The following is a 16,609-nucleotide window of genomic DNA, read 5'->3' on the forward strand; positions in this document are numbered from 1 at the left end:
ATTACTTTTTTAAAACTTTACTCAGGGTATATTCCCAATTCATTCTGGCGATATTTAGGACGGAGATGCTTTGTGGGCATTCCACTTCACAAGCTTCTGTATTGGTACAATGGCCAAAATCTTCCAGGTCCATTTGCGCGACCATGGATAAAACTCGTTTTTCTGATTCCATCTTTCCTTGAGGCAACTTGACAAGGTGTGCTATTTTCGCAGAAGTAAACAAAGCTGCACTGGAATTTTTGCAGGTGGCCACACAGGCTCCGCAGCCGATACATGCAGCACTATCGAAAGCAGATTCTGCTTGTTCATGCGTGATTGGAATACCATTGGCTTCTGGTGCCTGACCGGTATTGACCGATACGAATCCTCCGGCCTGAATGATACGATCGAATGCGGAACGGTCTACCCTCAAATCTCTTTTCACAGGAAATGCGGCGCCTCTGAATGGTTCTATGTAAATGGTATCGCCATCTTTAAATTCACGCATATGTAGCTGACAAGTGGTTAAATGTTGGACAGGGCCATGTGCACGACCATTAATCATCATTCCACATTGTCCGCAAATTCCTTCCCTGCAATCGTGATCGAACTCCACCGGACGATCTCCACTTAAAATGAGTTGTTCATTCAGCGTGTCCATCATTTCCAGAAAAGACATGTGTGGAATCACATTATCCAATTCATAATCGACCAATTTCCCCGGAGTACCGGCATCAGTTTGTCGCCATATTTTTAAATAGATCTTCATAGCCGGTATATTATTTGTAACTCCTCACAGTTAATTCTACGTTTTCAAAATGCAATGGTTCGGGAACCAGAATCTCCTCCTGATCCTCCCCCTGATACTGCCAGGCGGAAACGAAACAATATTTTTCGTCATTTCGCAGCGCCTCCCCTTCTGGAGTCTGGTATTCTTCTCTGAAATGGGCACCACAAGATTCCTCTCTGGTTAAGGCGTCCTGACACATCAGTTCCGCAATCTCCAGGTAATCAGCGATGCGGCCTGCTTTTTCCAGTTCCCCATTCATTTCATCCTCTGAACCGGGTACTTTTAAATTTTTGTAGAAATCTGCACGCAACTTTTTGATCTCCGCTATCGCTTTCGTCAATCCTGCGCTACTTCTTGATAAACCGCAATAATCATAAAGAAGTTTTCCCAATATTTTATGGTATTGATCCGCGGTTTTTGTACCGTTAATCTCGAGTAGTTTACCTAACTGAGCCCTAACCTGAACTTCTGCGGCTACAAAAGCCTGGTCGTCTGTGCTAAGCCGAGGAGTTTTAATCTCTCCAGCCAGGTAATTGGATATGGTATAAGGCGCAATAAAATAGCCATCCACACAAGCTTGTAAAAGAGAATTTGCACCCAATCGGTTGGCTCCGTGATCTGCAAAATTGGCTTCTCCCAGCGCAAACAATCCTGGAATGGTGGTCATCAGTTCATAATCCACCCATAAACCGCCCATTGAAAAGTGTGCTGCCGGCGAGATCATCATGGGCTCTTGATAAGCATCGATGTCCGTGATTTTACGGTACATATCAAACAGGTTTCCATATTTCTCCTGAATCTTTCCCTGCCCCTGTTCTTTGATTGCTTTTGAGAAATCCAGATAGACTGCATTGAGCTGTGGCCCTACCCCAAAACCAGCATCGATGCGTTCCTTTGCTGCCCTTGAAGAAATATCTCTTGGCGCAAGGTTTCCAAAAGCCGGATAGCGGCGTTCCAGGTAATAATCTCTTTCTTCTTCTGGAATATCATTGGGTTTTCTATTTTCCGGGCTATGCAAAGGCACCCAGATACGGCCATCATTTCTTAAAGATTCGGACATCAGGGTGAGCTTACTTTGGTAGCTTCCAGATTGTGGTAGGGAAGTAGGATGTACCTGTGTCCAGCTTGGGCAGGCCATAAACGCTCCTTTTTTGTGGGCGCGCCAGATAGCAGAAGCATTGCAGCCCATGGCAAGGGTAGACAAGTAGTAAATCTTACCAAAGCCACCTGTTGCCAGAATTACGGTATGGGCACTATGTCTTTCGATTTCACCGGTATCGAGATTTCTCACGATTACCCCTCTCGCCTTCCCATCTACAATCACCAGATCCAGCATTTCATGTCTGGTATATAAGGTTACGGTTTTGGCAGCCACCTGCCTCATCAGAGCCTGATAGGATCCCAATAACAATTGTTGTCCGGTTTGTCCTCTGGCATAGAAAGTCCGGCTAACCTGCACTCCTCCGAAAGAGCGGTTGTTCAGGTATCCACCGTATTCGCGACCAAAAGGCACCCCTTGAGCAACAGCCTGATCAATCAGTTGAGCCGAACATTCTGCCAACCGGTAGACATTGGCTTCTCTGGAGCGGAAATCACCTCCTTTAATCGTATCATAAAACATGCGATACACGCTATCGCCATCATTTTTATAGTTTTTCATGGCATTCACACCACCTTGTGCGGCAACGGAATGTGCTCTTCTTGCAGAGTCCTGAAAGCAAAATGACTTTACATTATAGCCCATTTCCCCTAAAGATGCGGCAGCAGCGCTACCAGAAAGCCCGGTTCCAACCACAATCACATCCAATTTCTTTCTATTGGCGGGATTCACCAGTCGGGCATGATCTTTATAAAAGCTCCATTTATCTTTTAATGGACCCGGCGGGATTTTAGCATTTAATTCCATACCACATGCTGAGTTAAGTAAACATAAATTGGGATAATTGCGAAGCCGAACGTTATCACATAACTGTATATCTTTCCAAAATTCCTTACCCAGGAAACGTATTTAGGATGATAAAGTCCGAGCGAACGAGCGGCACTAAAAAAACCATGCAAGAGGTGGTAACCTAGTGCAAACATGGACAGCACATAGAACAATACATACCACCAATCCTGGTAAGCAGCGATCACGATCGTATATAAATCCTTATGTCCAAATTCGTCCATTGGTAGGGTACCAAACTTATACTGGTACCAGAAATCTTTAAAATGGAACACCAGAAAGATCAGGATCAGCGTTCCTAGGATCCCCATGTTACGGGAATACCATTTGCTGGTTGCTGCTCTTCCATCCATGGCATATTTACCCGCAGTTTTTTTATTTTTCAGGGTGATGACTAAAGCATCAACACCATGGATAATAATCGAGGCATACAGCACATAGGAAATAATTTTGATGAATATATTTCCTGAAAGTAATTGGGAATAACCATTAAAACTTTCCTTTGCCTGTTCTGCAGGAAGTAGCAACTGCAGGTTTCCCAGTAAGTGAATCACCAGAAAAAAACAGAGGAACAAACCTGTTAAAGCCATTAATGTTTTACGCATTAGCGTAGAGGTATTTGTTTTTCTATCCATAGCTTTAAATTAAAATACGCCAATTACTTTCCACCAAAGGCCACCGATTCCTATCCAGATGATTAGGAAAATGATGCTGAGCACAAATCCTCTGGACCACCAATCTTTCACATCTACATAAGTACTTCCAAAAAACACCGGAGCTGGTCCATGACCATAATGGGTTAAGGTGCCAAAAATACCACCGCAAAAGCCGAGTGATAAGGCGAGCAACATCGGTGGAATCCCGATAATCACCCCTACGCCTAGCAATGCCGCATACATGGAGGCCACGTGTGCTGTTGCGCTGGCAAACAGATAGTGACTGTAAAAGTAGACCAGTATGATAATGGGGAAAGCCAGGGTCCAGCTCAAGCCACCAATTTCATTTTTCACCAGGTTACTTAACCATGGAATTAAACCGAGGGTATTTAATGCACTACCCATCATGACCAAGGCAGAGAACCAGACAATGGTATCCCATGCCCCTTTTTCACTTTTCACATCCTCCCAGGTCAACACTCTGGAGAGCAGTAGGAATACCAGTCCAATAAAGGCGGTAGTGGTGGCATCAATCTTGAAAAAATCGCCGCTAACCCATAAAATGAGCAGCAATACAAAGGCGGTCAGCATGAGCCATTCATTGGTAGAAACGGCTCCCATTTCCTTTAGCTTATCTGTGGCCATCTTCGTTGCGCCCTGTGTTGCTTTAATTTCCGGGGGATATATTTTATACAATACATATGGGATCACCAGTAGCGAAATGATGCCGGGAACGATAGCTGCCCACATCCATGACATCCAGGTAATGTGAATGCCCAAATCCGCAGCAAACTTCTGGCACATTGGATTACTGGCGGTACCGGTAAGGAACATGGAAGAGGTGATGAGGTTGACATTGTAACTATTCAGACTCAGGTAGGCCCCCAACTTACGGTGTGTTTCTTCTTTATCAGGAAAGGAGCCAAAATTGATGGCCATTGCTTTCATGATTGGATAAATAATTCCTCCTCCACGGGCGGTATTACTGGGGATTGCAGGCGCCAGAACTAAGTCTGCCAGACCTAATCCGTAACCTAATCCCAAAGAGCTCCGACCAAATACACGAATAAAAAGGTAGGCAATCCTGCTCCCCAATCCAGTTTTGATAAATCCCCGGGCAATAAAAAAAGAAATCCCGATTAACCAGATTACCTTATCCCCGAAACTACTTAAAGCCAGTGAAATTGATTTTCCAGGATCACCTGGGGCGAGTACACCAGTTACGGCTACCAATGCTATGGCTACCATAGACATGGTACCCATAGAAGCGGCTTTGAGAATAATCCCAAGGATGGTGGCCAGAAAAATGGCCAATAAATGCCAGGCTTCTGCCTTTACCCCTGCTGGTTCCGGGATGAACCAAATGATTAGCCCAAATGCCAGGGTAATCAGTAACATTTTATAGTTTATTTCTTGCATAGTTTGGTTTATACTATATTAAAATACGCTTGTCATGCTTAAAAACGGGCTTGCACCTGACAGATCACCCGGTTGGTATTGTATTGTGTGGTGTTCGGTATATTTCTTTCGTAGCGATCCATTTGTAGTCCAACTTGTACGCGAATCGCATAAGCCTCGGCAAAAGAAGCGCTGAGCATTGGAATGTAGGTCTCTCTGGAATTTCCAGCTAGTCTGAAATCAGCGTCCAGATATTCATAGCGAAAAGCAAATTCGAGATCTTTTAGCCGGGTGTTTTTAAAACTATAGCATACATTTGGCAATACATAAATCCCCCTCATGGCATATTTACTGATGGGAATTGCGGGTGTCTCCTGACCAAAAAACTCCTGACTGTTGATCCCTTGTTTGTATTCAGAAACAAAACTCATACCCCACCTTTCGTTCAGCTTTTTGGTATAATCTATATCTACGCCATAAGCCCAAATTTTCTGCCCTAAGTTTTTTCCAACTCCGCCACTAGCGCCCAGATGGGTGTTTTTGCTTAAACCAAGGACCACCCTGGCAGGGAAAATCTTACCATCGTCATTATCACTGACTTGATTTCTATTATTTCCGTTGAAAACACCTACTGAATATTGAATGGGAATGGCGATGTCTTTAATCTGCCCGGAGAAACTGGCACCGATCTGGAAACTTTGCCAGCTATTCGCTCCAAACAAATAGTACTGATTAGAAAAATCAATCGATTTGACAAAGTCTACCGGATAATTATCTTCTTGCCCAAATTGCGGTCGGAACTGTCCGAATTGGAAGTTCACATAATCATTGACGCTATATTTAATGTATGCGTTTTCTAATACCTTATTTTGCGGGTTCCCGGTAAAATCACCGAAGTTGACCAGAATCACCGCATTGATGCGGTCATTGATTGCTGCATTGAGTTGTACCCTTGCTCTTTTTACGGAAAAGGAATTGTGCGCAAAATGCTCATCCCCGGAATGGTGTAAACCTTTAATGTCTACATCATCGTCCAGCGAGTAATTAAACTGACTTTGCAACATTCCTGACAAGGTTAACTTGGTCTTCGAAGACACGGGAATTTCCACACCTTGCGCCTTTAATAAAACCGGCGTACACAGCATTGATAAAAACGTTAGAATTTTAAACTTCATTAAATTAGACCTTATGATGAGCATCACCTAAATAATACGAAGGCGCTTTACCGGTGTTTTTAATAAAGGCCCTGAAAAAAGTGGTTCTGGAGGTAAATCCTGCCTGCCAAGCCATGCCTTCTAAAGACAGCTGTTTCCATTCTTCCTGGTGGATCTGTGACTTCACATATTCCACTCTCTGAAAGTTAATAAAATTCTGGAAATTTAACTGGTACTCCTTGTTAATCAAGCAAGAAAGATGATGTGCAGGGATACCTGTATCTTCTGCAAGGTCTTTGATAGAATAGCCTTTTGTCAGGTAAGGTTGTTGATCGGCAAGGATCGTTTCTAAGGTTTTAAGATAGGCTGTACGCTTATCTTTAGTATACAGCAATTGCCCCTGACAAGGGTCTTTTTTTATCAACTCCTCATGAGACTGCTCCAACGGAGATTCCTCCAACTGAGGTTCAATAGAAAGTTTCTTCTTTAAGGTATTTATAAATCGGAAAATGGGGTGTTTTACGACATGTGGAACGAAAAAGAGCAGATAAGCGGCGCTTACAAACGCGTTATCATCGATTTGCGGGGAAAAATGTACCATGTAATGAGCATTTAGTATTTCAATAGATAGATAGGATGTTTTTTGGAGTAACAGGAAAATTATCCCGGACGGAGATACCTGTTAGCATGAGGAGTATGTTTTTCCATAGGTAATGGATTTTGTAAGTTTTTTCCGCTAAGCAATTAATAATTTCACAACTTATATCTCTACAACTGTATCCAAAAATTCTATATTTTAGAGATACAGGTTTAATATAGTACAGTCTTGGGGGGAAAAGGTTTTATTTATTTTAAAATAAATAATTACCTATTTAGAGGATTATTATCAAATTAATTCTATGTAAAGTCTCCCATCTTTGATGAAGACAAAAGATGGGAGACATTTAATTTCTTAACAAATTACTAAGCTAATGAATCACTAAAATCGGAATTGCATGGTCAGCTGAATGCGACTATTATTGGCAGAATCGCCGTTTAGGTTCTTTCTGGTGCCATATAAATATTCAACACCTCCTTTTATAAAACTATTTGGATAATAAATCAAATTGAATATTCCATAATTAGAAGATTTAAAGTTCTGATTTACAGACACTCCTTTATTTTCCAGATTCAAATACCCCCATCCAGCAGTAGAACTAAATTTATCAGCCCACCAATGATCGTAGGAAGCGGAAAGCCCCCAAACAGCCAATACTTCCAGGTTATCAGTAACCGGATTATAGACCCCATCATAATTATCCGGACCAATATCGTTAATGTATTTACTGATTCCCTTCCCATAAGTAGCCTGAAACACGAAATTATCCTTATTTCCAGGTTGCTGCAAAACACCACTGGCACTGATGCCATATCCGATCTTGCTTTTCCTTTTCTGGGCTGTATTTTCATAGACAATAGGGTGCAAAACCGAAGAAAAACGCAAGTGACTTCCGTTCTTACTGTACTGAATACTGCCGGTAATATCAGGTACTTGCTTTAGTGCCTGAAATCCAGATTCATCTGGCAGGGTAAGAAAGCTCACTGGATCTTCCAATGCCAATACCACATCTGTGGTTTTGCTAACCGGTAAAGTTAAACGGAATTGCACCTGACGCCCGGAGGTCATGGAATTGGGACCATTATAATCCAGGGTATTCGGATAAGCATCTACGTCCATAAAGTTGGACCAATACATACCTACCAGTACTTTTCCATATTCGGCATAGGCCATTCTTAAGTTCGGACTAAAAGAGCTGTTGAAAAGATCAAACTCCAACACCGTCCTCAAAGCCTTCCCTTCGATGGGAATCTGTCCGCTGAGGTTAAAACGACTGGCCGCAACACTATAGGTGGTATTGCTTTTTTTATCATTTGGAATCGTGATTCCTGAGGATAAAAAGCCTAAAGGGCTATTGTTATTGTGAAAATCATGGATGGCATCTGTCTGGATGAAGCCGCCAATCTGTAAGGCTACACTCTCATCATCGGCCATCACGACTCCGGTGTATCTGCCGGATTCTACCGCACTCCTGGTTTGTGTTCTTGGTGGGGAGGCATTTTTCTTTAACCGGATATCGATGTAATTTAATTTGGCTTCCAAACTATCGAGGCGTTTGCGGGTGATGGAATCCTTTTGTGCAAAAGCAGTAATCGCCAGCATTTGAAGAAGTAAAAAAGCAAGTGTCAGTTTCGGGAGAAGTCGCATCATTTGATCAGTTTTGATAGTATTATATAGTTCATTAAAGCATCCATTTTCTTTGTGCGGTAAAAGAAATGGTGAGCCATAGGTTATTGTTTTTATTTTTAATCCCATCGTATACCTCTGCCCGAATTAAATCAAGCTCGTCTACTGAACGGAGTGGATAACCTTCCGGTAAAAGAAAGTCAATTTCTATCAGGTGGTATTTCCCTGTTTTGGCGATATGACTTTTGACCTCTAAAAAGTTCTTATTGACCACAATCTCCTGAACCAGTGCTTTGGTGGTGATTTCTACATCATCTTCAGGGGCAAACAAGAGCAGCTCTTTCAGGTTCCTGATTCCTGTTTTAATTGGCTCTACCAGAAAAATTAAAGAGGCCAGAATCACCAGTGTAGGATCCACAAAAGGAACAACAGCATGGAAACCCAGCCAATCAAGGACAAAAGCAATCAGCATGCCTACTAAAATAGCGATGCTTAAAAAAGTGCCCATTTGCCATTCCAACGCTTCTATACGCACAAATTCAGAAGACACCCGAACAGCTTGTTTCCTGAAATACAACCAGATGACTAGAGATCCGAGTGTAGAAAAGATTAAAAAGACAATGGCCACATTCAAATCCACGATTCTACCGCCATGCATAAAATCCAGCGTTGCTGTAATTAAGGAATAGAGACAGAGAAAAATGATGACGAGGCACTGGATTAGAATGATAAAAGGTTCAAAATGTGCCCTACCATAGGGAAGTACCTGATCTTCGGGTTTTCTGATAAAGCGCAGCGCAAATATGGAGGCAATGGATAAGACCATCCCAATCAGGCTGAAAAGGCCATCAAAGATAATGGCCTTGGCATCCGTGAACAAGCCAAAACAAATGCTAAAAAAAGCAAAAACAGCTGTTAGATAAATAGATAGCTTAATCAGTCGATTCTCAGTCAGGGCCATAATAGATTTAATTCCTCAAATTACACAAAAACGCCAGCCCTACCTGCGCTACTCTGTTCCACATTCTAAAGTGGAACGCATTGCAGTTCAGCTTACTCCTATTTGTTGAAGGGGAACTATAGCTTTGTTATTGAGGTCTATCTAAATCCTTAAATATTATGGCAGAAAACAATAAGAAAGTTGGTTTAATCCCTGTAATGCTGATGGTTGCGGGAAACATCATGGGCTCTGGAGTATTCCTGTTGCCTGCAAATCTGGCCGCTACCGGTGGTATTGCCATTTACGGTTGGCTGGTCACCATTGTTGGTGCGATTGCACTATCTATAGTATATGCGAAGATCTCTTCGATAGACCGTAGTCCGGGTGGTTCTTATGCCTATGCAAGAAGGGCTTTTGGTCCTTTTCTAGGTTACCAGACCAATATGTTGTACTGGGTAGCTGCATGGGTAGGTAATATTGCGATTGTGGTGGTTGGTGTAGGCTATCTCAGCTTCTTCTTTCCTTTCTTAAAAGAACCGATTCCTGCGACAATTTGCTCTATTGCTATTTTATGGGCATTTGTGCTCATCAACATCTCTGGACCTCGGTTAATGACCAAAGTACAAGCATTTACCACGGTTTTAGCCTTGATTCCCATTATAGGTGTAGCTGTATTTGGTTGGTTCTGGTTTAAAAGCAGTACCTATATGGAAGCCTGGAATGTAAGTGGAAAAGACTCGCTAAGTGCCGTACAAAGTGTGCTGAACATTACGTTATGGGCGTTTATTGGGGTGGAAACCGCTTCAGTAGTTGCGGGCGTAGTCGAAAACCCTAAAAAAAATGTACCCATAGCCACTGTTGGCGGAGTATTAATTGCGGCGGTATCTTATATATTATCGAGCACAGCCATTATGGGCATGATTCCCAATGCAGAATTGCAAGTTTCCTCCTCTCCTTTCGGCGATGCTGTAGCGATGGCTTTAGGGAAAACTGCAGGAGCTGTTGTGGCATTCTGCGCAATGTTGGGCTGTTTAGGTTCTGTTGGCGGCTGGACATTGGTTGCCGGACAAACAGCGAAGGCCGCAGCAGATGACGGATTGTTTCCAAAAATATTTGCTAAAGTAAATAAGGATGGGATTCCTGTTACCGGTTTAATCATTGTGGGCGTACTGATGACCATCTTACAATTGACCACCATTTCACCAAATGCGGCAAAACAATTCGGTGTAGTTTCTTCGATCACGGTGATCTTTACCGTAATCCCCTATATATATACTTGTGCGGCATTGATGCTGATCGGTCATGGAAACCTGGGAGATAAGCGGACCACTTACATTGGTGTAATTGGTATTGCCTTCTTATACTGTATCTGGTCTGTGGTAAGTTCAGATTCTACCACGGTATTGGGTGCTTTCGTTTCTGTACTGATCACAACTGCGCTTTACGCTTTCAATTATAACCGTACCCACAAAGGCGCCTATCCACTTGATTCTAATTAAATAAATAAACCTATGATTCAACGTATCAATAAACTCAACAAAAGAAAAGTTCTGATCATCGATGATGAACTTCTGATTCTAAATACAGCCAATGGAAGAGCCGTACGCGCATTGGTAAATGAACTGAATGACCGAAATTTTGAGGTCATTGAGGCAATTTCTTATGACGATGCTTTATCGGTGATTATCTCTGACGCAGCAATCAGCTGTGTATTGCTAGACTGGACTTTAGGTGATAATGACGAAGCTACGCATCAGCAAGGCACCGCATTATTGAGCGAAATTAGAAAGAGAAATGCCAGTGTACCCGTATTTTTATTGGCAGAGAAAGGCGATCAGCACTCCTTCACCATAGAATCCATGAGCCTTGCCAGTGAATTTATCTGGATGCTGGAAGACACCGCTTCTTTCCTTGGTGGAAGGATTGAGATTGCGATTCATCATTATTTTGAAAACTTACTCCCTCCATTTACTAAAGCCTTAATCAATTACACGGAAAATTCTGCAGAATATTCCTGGGCTGCTCCAGGGCACCAAGGTGGGATTGCCTTTACAAAATCTCCGGTAGGAAGGGTGTTTTTTGATTATTTTGGAGAGAATCTTTTCCGCACGGATACGGGCATTGAAAGAACACCACTTGGCTCCTTACTAGACCATGAAGGGCCGGTAAAAGAATCAGAAGCTTATGTGGCGAAGGTATTTGGCTCACATTTGAGTTATAACATGCTGAATGGAACATCAGGTTCTAACAGAGCGGTATTTGTGGCCGCAGTTGGAGATGGACAGTATGCGTTATGTGATCGAAATTGTCATAAATCCATAGAACAATCGCTGACGATGACGAGCGCGATTCCAGTCTTCTTTATCCCTACCCGTAACCGATTTGGAATCATTGGTCCGATTCCGGCGAAAGAGTTTTCTCCGGAAGTGATCAAATCAAAAATAGAAAACCATGCGCTTAAAGATTTAGCGGTTCAGGATAGACCCGTTTATGCCGTGATTACGAACAGCACTTACGACGGGATGTGTTACAATTCTAAAGAACTTGAGCATATACTCTCCCCTACTGTAGACCAGATCCACTTAGATGAGGCCTGGTATGCTTATGCACGTTTCAACCCATTATACAAAGATCGGTTTGGCTTACGTGGTAAAGCGGAAGATCATCCAAAAGATGCTCCTACGATATTTGTAACGCATTCTACGCATAAATTACTGGCCGCGCTGTCTCAATCTTCTTACATTCATGTGCGGAATGGCAGAAAGCCAATTGAACATAGTCGATTTAACGAATCTTACCTTTTACAGTGCACCACTTCTCCCTTGTATGCAATTATCGCTTCTAATGAAATTGGTGCAGCGATGATGGATGGGCCACAGGGAGAAATCCTGATTCAGGATGTAATTGATGAGGCCGTAGATTTCCGCCAGGCATTGGCACGTACCCAACGTGCTTTCCACAAGAAAAAGGACTGGTTCTTTGGTTCCTGGAATGCACCAACAGTAACCGATCCGGCCACTGGAAAGCAAATAGATTTTGCGGATGCGCCAAAAGAATTGCTGAGTCATGATCCGAATTGTTGGGTATTAAAACCTGGAGATGCCTGGCACGGTTTCGATCATATGACAGAAAACTGGTGTATGCTTGATCCGATAAAAGCAGGGATATTATGCCCTGGAATGGAAGACGATGGTAAATTGAGTACTTGGGGAATTCCTGCAGCGGTATTGTCATCCTTCTTGTATGCTAAAGGTATTATCCCTTCCAGAACCACTGATTTTATGGTACTTTGCCTGTTCTCTGTAGGAAATACCAAGGGAAAATGGGGTACATTGATCAATGCGCTTTTAGAATTCAAAAGATTTTATGATGAGAATGCGCCATTAACGGCTACTATTCCTGACCTTCCTGCGAACTATCCTGATCGTTATGGAAAAATGGGATTAAAAGACCTTGCTGATGAGATGTTCCATAACATGAGAGAAAGTAACATTGATAAATGGCAAACTGCAGCATTTAGTCAGTTGCCAAAACCGATAACAACTCCAAGAGTTGGTTTCCAAAAACTAATGTCGGGTGAGGTGGAGTTATTGCCACTGGATAAATTGGCAGGCAGAACTTCTGCAGTTGGGGTTATTCCTTATCCTCCTGGGATTCCAATCATTATGCCAGGCGAAAACTTCGGTCCGGCTGATGGGCCTTGGTTAAGCTACATCCGCAGCCTACAAGAATGGGGAATAAAATTCCCTGGATTTGAAAAGGTGGTGGAAGGGTCCGAAATGAAAGACAACACTTACCATGTTTGGTGTTTAAAATAAGCTTATAAAGTAAAACGGGGAAGTTTCCTCCGAAACCTCCCCGTTTAAATTAACGCTCTCATATATATAGACGCTCATCTATCCGGATTATTATATCCGACTGAAAATATTTTTATATTTCAGCTCTAAAACCCATTTAGGCCTTATTTACTTGCGCTGAAAGCCTTATTCTTAATGACGCCAAGCCTGTTTTCTCTTCCAAATCAGGCTATTTACAATTAATCTAAATAATTCTTGCACTTGTCAGGATCAGCACTTACATTTGCGGCTCGTTAGAATTAATCTAAATAAAGACTATGAAGAGACTTTACATTTTATTAAGTATTACACTACTTACCTTATTCACCAATACTACATTTGCCCAACTGGCATCAGCACCTGTAAGAGGCGCAATTACTGGAAAGGTAACTACTAGTGATGGCAAACCTGCGGCTTTTGTGAACTTACAAATCGTAGAAAATGGTAAAAAATCATTATCAAATGAAGATGGTACTTTCAGATTCAACAACCTAAAAGGCGGAACATATACAGTTAAGTGTTCTTATGTAGGTTTAAAAATACAATCTCAAAAGGTTACGGTGATAGAGGGCCAAACCGCTACAGTAGACTTTACGCTTCCAGAAAGCGCTGCTGATTTAGATGAAGTGGTGATCTCCTCTTATAAATCTGAAAACCTTAAACCAGTAAGTGCAGGTAAAATTGCCATTAAACCGATGGATCTTCCACAAAGTGTTACGGTAATTGGTAAAGAAGTCATCAGAGATCAGCAGGCGAACCGTCTAAGTGATGTATTAAAAAATGTAAACGGTATTGCATTAGGTTCTACCAGAGGAACTACAGGAGATAATTTCTTTGCCCGTGGTTACAGCCTTGGTGCGAACAATTACTTTAAGAATGGTGCAAGATCAAATTCAGGTGCCCTACCAGAAGCCAGTACATTAGAAAGTGTAGAAGTATTGAAAGGTAGTGCCGCATTGCTTTACGGAAATGTGAGCAGTGGTGCAATTGTCAATATGGTAACTAAAAAACCAAAATTTGAATATGGCGGTGAAGTATCTATGCGTGCCGGTAGCTATGACCTATATAAACCTACTGGTGACATCTACGGTCCGATCACAAAAGATCTTGCTTTCCGTGTAATTGGCACTTATGAGAATGCGAGAAGTTACAGAAACTCTGTAAAATCTGACCGTGTTTACGTAAACCCATCTTTACTATACAACATCAGCAAAAAAACAAGCCTTTTAGTACAGGGTGATTATTTAGACTATGACCTGACTCCTGACTTTGGAATTGGCTCTGTAGGCGGAAAAATCCCTACTAACATTCCTCGTTCTGCATTCTTTAATACTGCATGGGCTTATAATAAAGGTAAACAAGGAACTGCTTCTGCGGAATTAAATCACCAGTTCAATGACAACTGGAAGTTAAACGCAGTAGGATCTTACCAGTCTTTTAACAGAAACTACTTTTCTTCAGAAAGAATTCAGGCAGCTGACAATGGCGATCTGGATCGTAAGTTAACCCGTTCAAAAACTGCGGAAGACTATTACACTGGCCAAGTTAACTTAAATGGTTTCTTCAAAACAGGTACCATTAAACATACTTTATTAGTTGGTGTTGACGGTGATAGATACCTGAACTTAGTGAACCAATTTGACTTAAATACCTCAGCGGTTTATGATAGAATCAATACACTTGACCCGAGCAAGTTTACGCCACGTACAGATATGCCGGCAACCAACATCACTGGTTCTACAAAAACACCAACAGATCGCGTAGGTGCTTATTTCCAGGATTTAATTGCGGTGTCTGAAAAAGTGAAAGTACTTGCCGGTTTACGTTATTCTTACCAAGCTATTGCTGCTCCAGATGTATATACTGTAGCTACAGGTGAAACGGTTAAGTCTCCTACAGTTAAATCCAGATATGATCAGGCTTTCTCTCCAAGAGTTGGTCTTGTTTACCAACCTTACAAAACGACTTCCCTATTTGCAAGTTACTCCAACAACTTTGCACCAAACAATGGCATAGATATCAATGGAGCAAATCTTAAGGCATCCATCATTGATCAATATGAAGTGGGTGTAAAAAATGACTTGTTTAATGGAAAGATGACAGCAAACGTTTCCGTATATAAAATCATTAACCATGACTTTGTACAAAGTGTAGCAGGATCAACGGTATTTAAAGAATTTGCAGGACAAACGACGAGTGATGGTGTGGAGGTAGATTTATCAGGAACAATTGTAGAAGGATTAAATTTCCTTGCCGGTTATAGTTATAACTTTATGCGCTATACCAAAACATCCGGACTTCCTACCGGTAATATCGTAGGCGAACGTTTAGTTGGTAATACCGCACACACTGCAAATGGAACATTATTCTATACCTTCAGCGAAGGCGCAATAAAAGGACTTAAATTAGGTGCTTCAGGATTTTACACTGGAAAACGTTATGCAGGATGGAACAATACACCAGCAGACTTAGCTAGTGCTACTGGTTCACGATTGATTCCGGTTAAAGGTTTCACTACATTTGATTTCACAGCAGGTTATAGCTTTAAAAAGCTATCTATCCTAGGTAAAGTTTCAAATATTGGAAATACGTTAAACTACTATGTTCATGAGAACTATAGCATCAACCCAATTCCACCAAGACAATTTATGACTACAGTTAGCTACAGATTCTAAGTCGCTATCATATATACTTAAAAAAAAGAGTTGTCTTTTCAGGCAACTCTTTTTTTGTTTTGGAACTGATTACCAGCAGACTACCTTTAGAGTCCTATTCCAGCGCATTAGTATGAACCATCTTTTCCATGGTATCTAAAAAGAAATAACAGAAATCTCATATCAAATGGCCTGTATTTTGCGTTAAAGCCAGCAAAAGAGATCAACAGAATTACAAAAGATCCTTGAATAAAAGAAAGATAAGATGAAGATCATTGCCCTTGCGCTCTTACTAGCACTCCCTTTTACTACTCCTGCTCCCAAGTTAACTATTGCTTCTCCAGATGACAGCTGGACAAAAGAAGAGCTGAGAATGGCCAATACAGCGGGTAATGCCAACTACCTGACCGCCGAAGAAAAAGATATGGTCATTTATATGAATCTGGCCAGAATGGATGGTGCCAGATTTTTTGACACCTATTTCCAGGATTTTTTAGACGCCTACAATATGAAGGTGAAACAATATGGAAATTACAATGAATTAAAGCTGAGCAGAAATGACAGTTATTACCGCAGTTTAAGACGAGATCTGGAACAAGTGGCGAATTTTCCGGTATTTTGGCCAGACCAGGCGCTCACAAACATTGCAAAAGGCCATGCAAAAGACTTAAACAGAAATAATTATGCAGGTCATACCTCCAAAGACGGACGTACACTAAACCAACGGATTAGCACTGCATACCCGAAGAAATCCAATGGAGAATGTATTGCTTTCGGTTTCAATACAGGATTAGAAAACGTCTGTATGTTACTGTTGGACAGAGGTGTTCCAGACCTTGGGCACCGCAAATTGATCTTAAACAAATCCGCAGAACTCAACACCGTGGGCTTGAGTATACAACCTCATCCAAGGTACCGTTATTGTGCCGTTATCGACTTTGTATCCCTCCCAGATTAATATTTACAATTAAATAACGTCGAATTACTTTGAATTGAGGAAAAAGGTGCCGAGCTTTGCGCCAATGAAAACGAC

At 41.7% G+C, this 16,609-nt stretch carries 12 protein-coding genes; 4 read left to right on the forward strand and 8 right to left on the reverse strand.

Going from position 1 to position 16,609, the window contains the following annotated elements:
• Position 1: 1 nt before the first annotated feature.
• The 8 genes from GM920_RS21650 to GM920_RS21685 all read right to left on the reverse strand — a co-directional run bounded on the left by GM920_RS21650 (position 2) and on the right by GM920_RS21685 (position 9,107).
• Positions 2-748 carry a succinate dehydrogenase/fumarate reductase iron-sulfur subunit gene (locus tag GM920_RS21650; protein ID WP_182961440.1) on the reverse strand — a complete coding sequence of 249 codons (747 nt, stop codon included), beginning with the start codon at positions 746-748 and terminating at the stop codon, positions 2-4.
• Positions 749-758: 10 nt separating this feature from the next.
• Positions 759-2,675 (reverse strand): fumarate reductase/succinate dehydrogenase flavoprotein subunit, encoded by a 1,917-nt coding sequence (locus GM920_RS21655; protein ID WP_182961441.1) that lies wholly within the window; start codon positions 2,673-2,675, stop codon positions 759-761.
• Positions 2,666-3,349, reverse strand: a complete 684-nt coding sequence (locus GM920_RS21660) for a succinate dehydrogenase cytochrome b subunit (protein ID WP_182961443.1) — start codon at positions 3,347-3,349, stop codon at positions 2,666-2,668. Before GM920_RS21660 ends, GM920_RS21655 begins: the two co-directional genes overlap by 10 nt.
• Positions 3,350-3,358: 9 nt before the next feature.
• The gene (locus GM920_RS21665) at positions 3,359-4,789 is read right to left on the reverse strand and encodes an anion permease (protein ID WP_182961445.1); all 1,431 of its coding nucleotides are present in this window, start codon (positions 4,787-4,789) and stop codon (positions 3,359-3,361) included.
• A 38-nt stretch (positions 4,790-4,827) separates the two neighbouring features.
• A complete protein-coding gene (locus GM920_RS21670) occupies positions 4,828-5,943 on the reverse strand; it encodes a porin (protein ID WP_182961447.1) in 1,116 nt (371 codons plus the stop codon).
• A 4-nt stretch (positions 5,944-5,947) separates the two neighbouring features.
• Positions 5,948-6,523: a helix-turn-helix domain-containing protein gene (locus tag GM920_RS21675; protein WP_182961449.1), complete on the reverse strand. Its 576-nt coding sequence runs from the start codon at positions 6,521-6,523 to the stop codon at positions 5,948-5,950.
• A gap of 378 nt (positions 6,524-6,901) precedes the next feature.
• Positions 6,902-8,170 carry a DcaP family trimeric outer membrane transporter gene (locus GM920_RS21680; protein ID WP_182961451.1) on the reverse strand — a complete coding sequence of 423 codons (1,269 nt, stop codon included), beginning with the start codon at positions 8,168-8,170 and terminating at the stop codon, positions 6,902-6,904.
• Between the two features lie 31 nt (positions 8,171-8,201).
• A complete protein-coding gene (locus GM920_RS21685) occupies positions 8,202-9,107 on the reverse strand; it encodes a cation diffusion facilitator family transporter (protein ID WP_182961453.1) in 906 nt (301 codons plus the stop codon).
• 158 nt (positions 9,108-9,265) lie between these two features.
• On the opposite strand from GM920_RS21685, the gene adiC reads away from it, so the two are divergent.
• From adiC to GM920_RS21705, 4 genes are all read left to right on the forward strand, one after another.
• The gene (adiC, locus tag GM920_RS21690) at positions 9,266-10,585 is read left to right on the forward strand and encodes an arginine/agmatine antiporter (RefSeq protein ID WP_182961455.1); all 1,320 of its coding nucleotides are present in this window, start codon (positions 9,266-9,268) and stop codon (positions 10,583-10,585) included.
• Between the two features lie 12 nt (positions 10,586-10,597).
• Complete coding sequence (locus GM920_RS21695; protein ID WP_182961457.1) at positions 10,598-12,904, forward strand: Orn/Lys/Arg family decarboxylase; 2,307 nt, start codon at positions 10,598-10,600, stop codon at positions 12,902-12,904.
• Positions 12,905-13,200: 296 nt separating this feature from the next.
• A complete protein-coding gene (locus GM920_RS21700) occupies positions 13,201-15,597 on the forward strand; it encodes a TonB-dependent receptor (protein ID WP_182961459.1) in 2,397 nt (798 codons plus the stop codon).
• A gap of 244 nt (positions 15,598-15,841) precedes the next feature.
• Positions 15,842-16,534: a CAP domain-containing protein gene (locus GM920_RS21705; protein ID WP_182961461.1), complete on the forward strand. Its 693-nt coding sequence runs from the start codon at positions 15,842-15,844 to the stop codon at positions 16,532-16,534.
• Positions 16,535-16,609 lie beyond the last annotated feature (75 nt).

Source organism: Pedobacter gandavensis (assembly GCF_014172405.1).
Taxonomy (GTDB): Bacteria; Bacteroidota; Bacteroidia; order Sphingobacteriales; family Sphingobacteriaceae; genus Pedobacter; species Pedobacter gandavensis.

What these genes read in the sequence shown, in the direction of transcription:
- GM920_RS21650 (WP_182961440.1), bottom strand. Translation starts at nt 748, where the DNA reads ATGAAGATCTATTTAAAAATATGGCGACAAACTGATGCCGGTACTCCG.
- GM920_RS21655 (WP_182961441.1), bottom strand. Translation starts at nt 2,675, where the DNA reads ATGGAATTAAATGCTAAAATCCCGCCGGGTCCATTAAAAGATAAATGG.
- GM920_RS21660 (WP_182961443.1), bottom strand. Translation starts at nt 3,349, where the DNA reads ATGGATAGAAAAACAAATACCTCTACGCTAATGCGTAAAACATTAATG.
- GM920_RS21665 (WP_182961445.1), bottom strand. Translation starts at nt 4,789, where the DNA reads ATGCAAGAAATAAACTATAAAATGTTACTGATTACCCTGGCATTTGGG.
- GM920_RS21670 (WP_182961447.1), bottom strand. Translation starts at nt 5,943, where the DNA reads ATGAAGTTTAAAATTCTAACGTTTTTATCAATGCTGTGTACGCCGGTT.
- GM920_RS21675 (WP_182961449.1), bottom strand. Translation starts at nt 6,523, where the DNA reads ATGGTACATTTTTCCCCGCAAATCGATGATAACGCGTTTGTAAGCGCC.
- GM920_RS21680 (WP_182961451.1), bottom strand. Translation starts at nt 8,170, where the DNA reads ATGATGCGACTTCTCCCGAAACTGACACTTGCTTTTTTACTTCTTCAA.
- GM920_RS21685 (WP_182961453.1), bottom strand. Translation starts at nt 9,107, where the DNA reads ATGGCCCTGACTGAGAATCGACTGATTAAGCTATCTATTTATCTAACA.
- adiC (WP_182961455.1), top strand. Translation starts at nt 9,266, where the DNA reads ATGGCAGAAAACAATAAGAAAGTTGGTTTAATCCCTGTAATGCTGATG.
- GM920_RS21695 (WP_182961457.1), top strand. Translation starts at nt 10,598, where the DNA reads ATGATTCAACGTATCAATAAACTCAACAAAAGAAAAGTTCTGATCATC.
- GM920_RS21700 (WP_182961459.1), top strand. Translation starts at nt 13,201, where the DNA reads ATGAAGAGACTTTACATTTTATTAAGTATTACACTACTTACCTTATTC.
- GM920_RS21705 (WP_182961461.1), top strand. Translation starts at nt 15,842, where the DNA reads ATGAAGATCATTGCCCTTGCGCTCTTACTAGCACTCCCTTTTACTACT.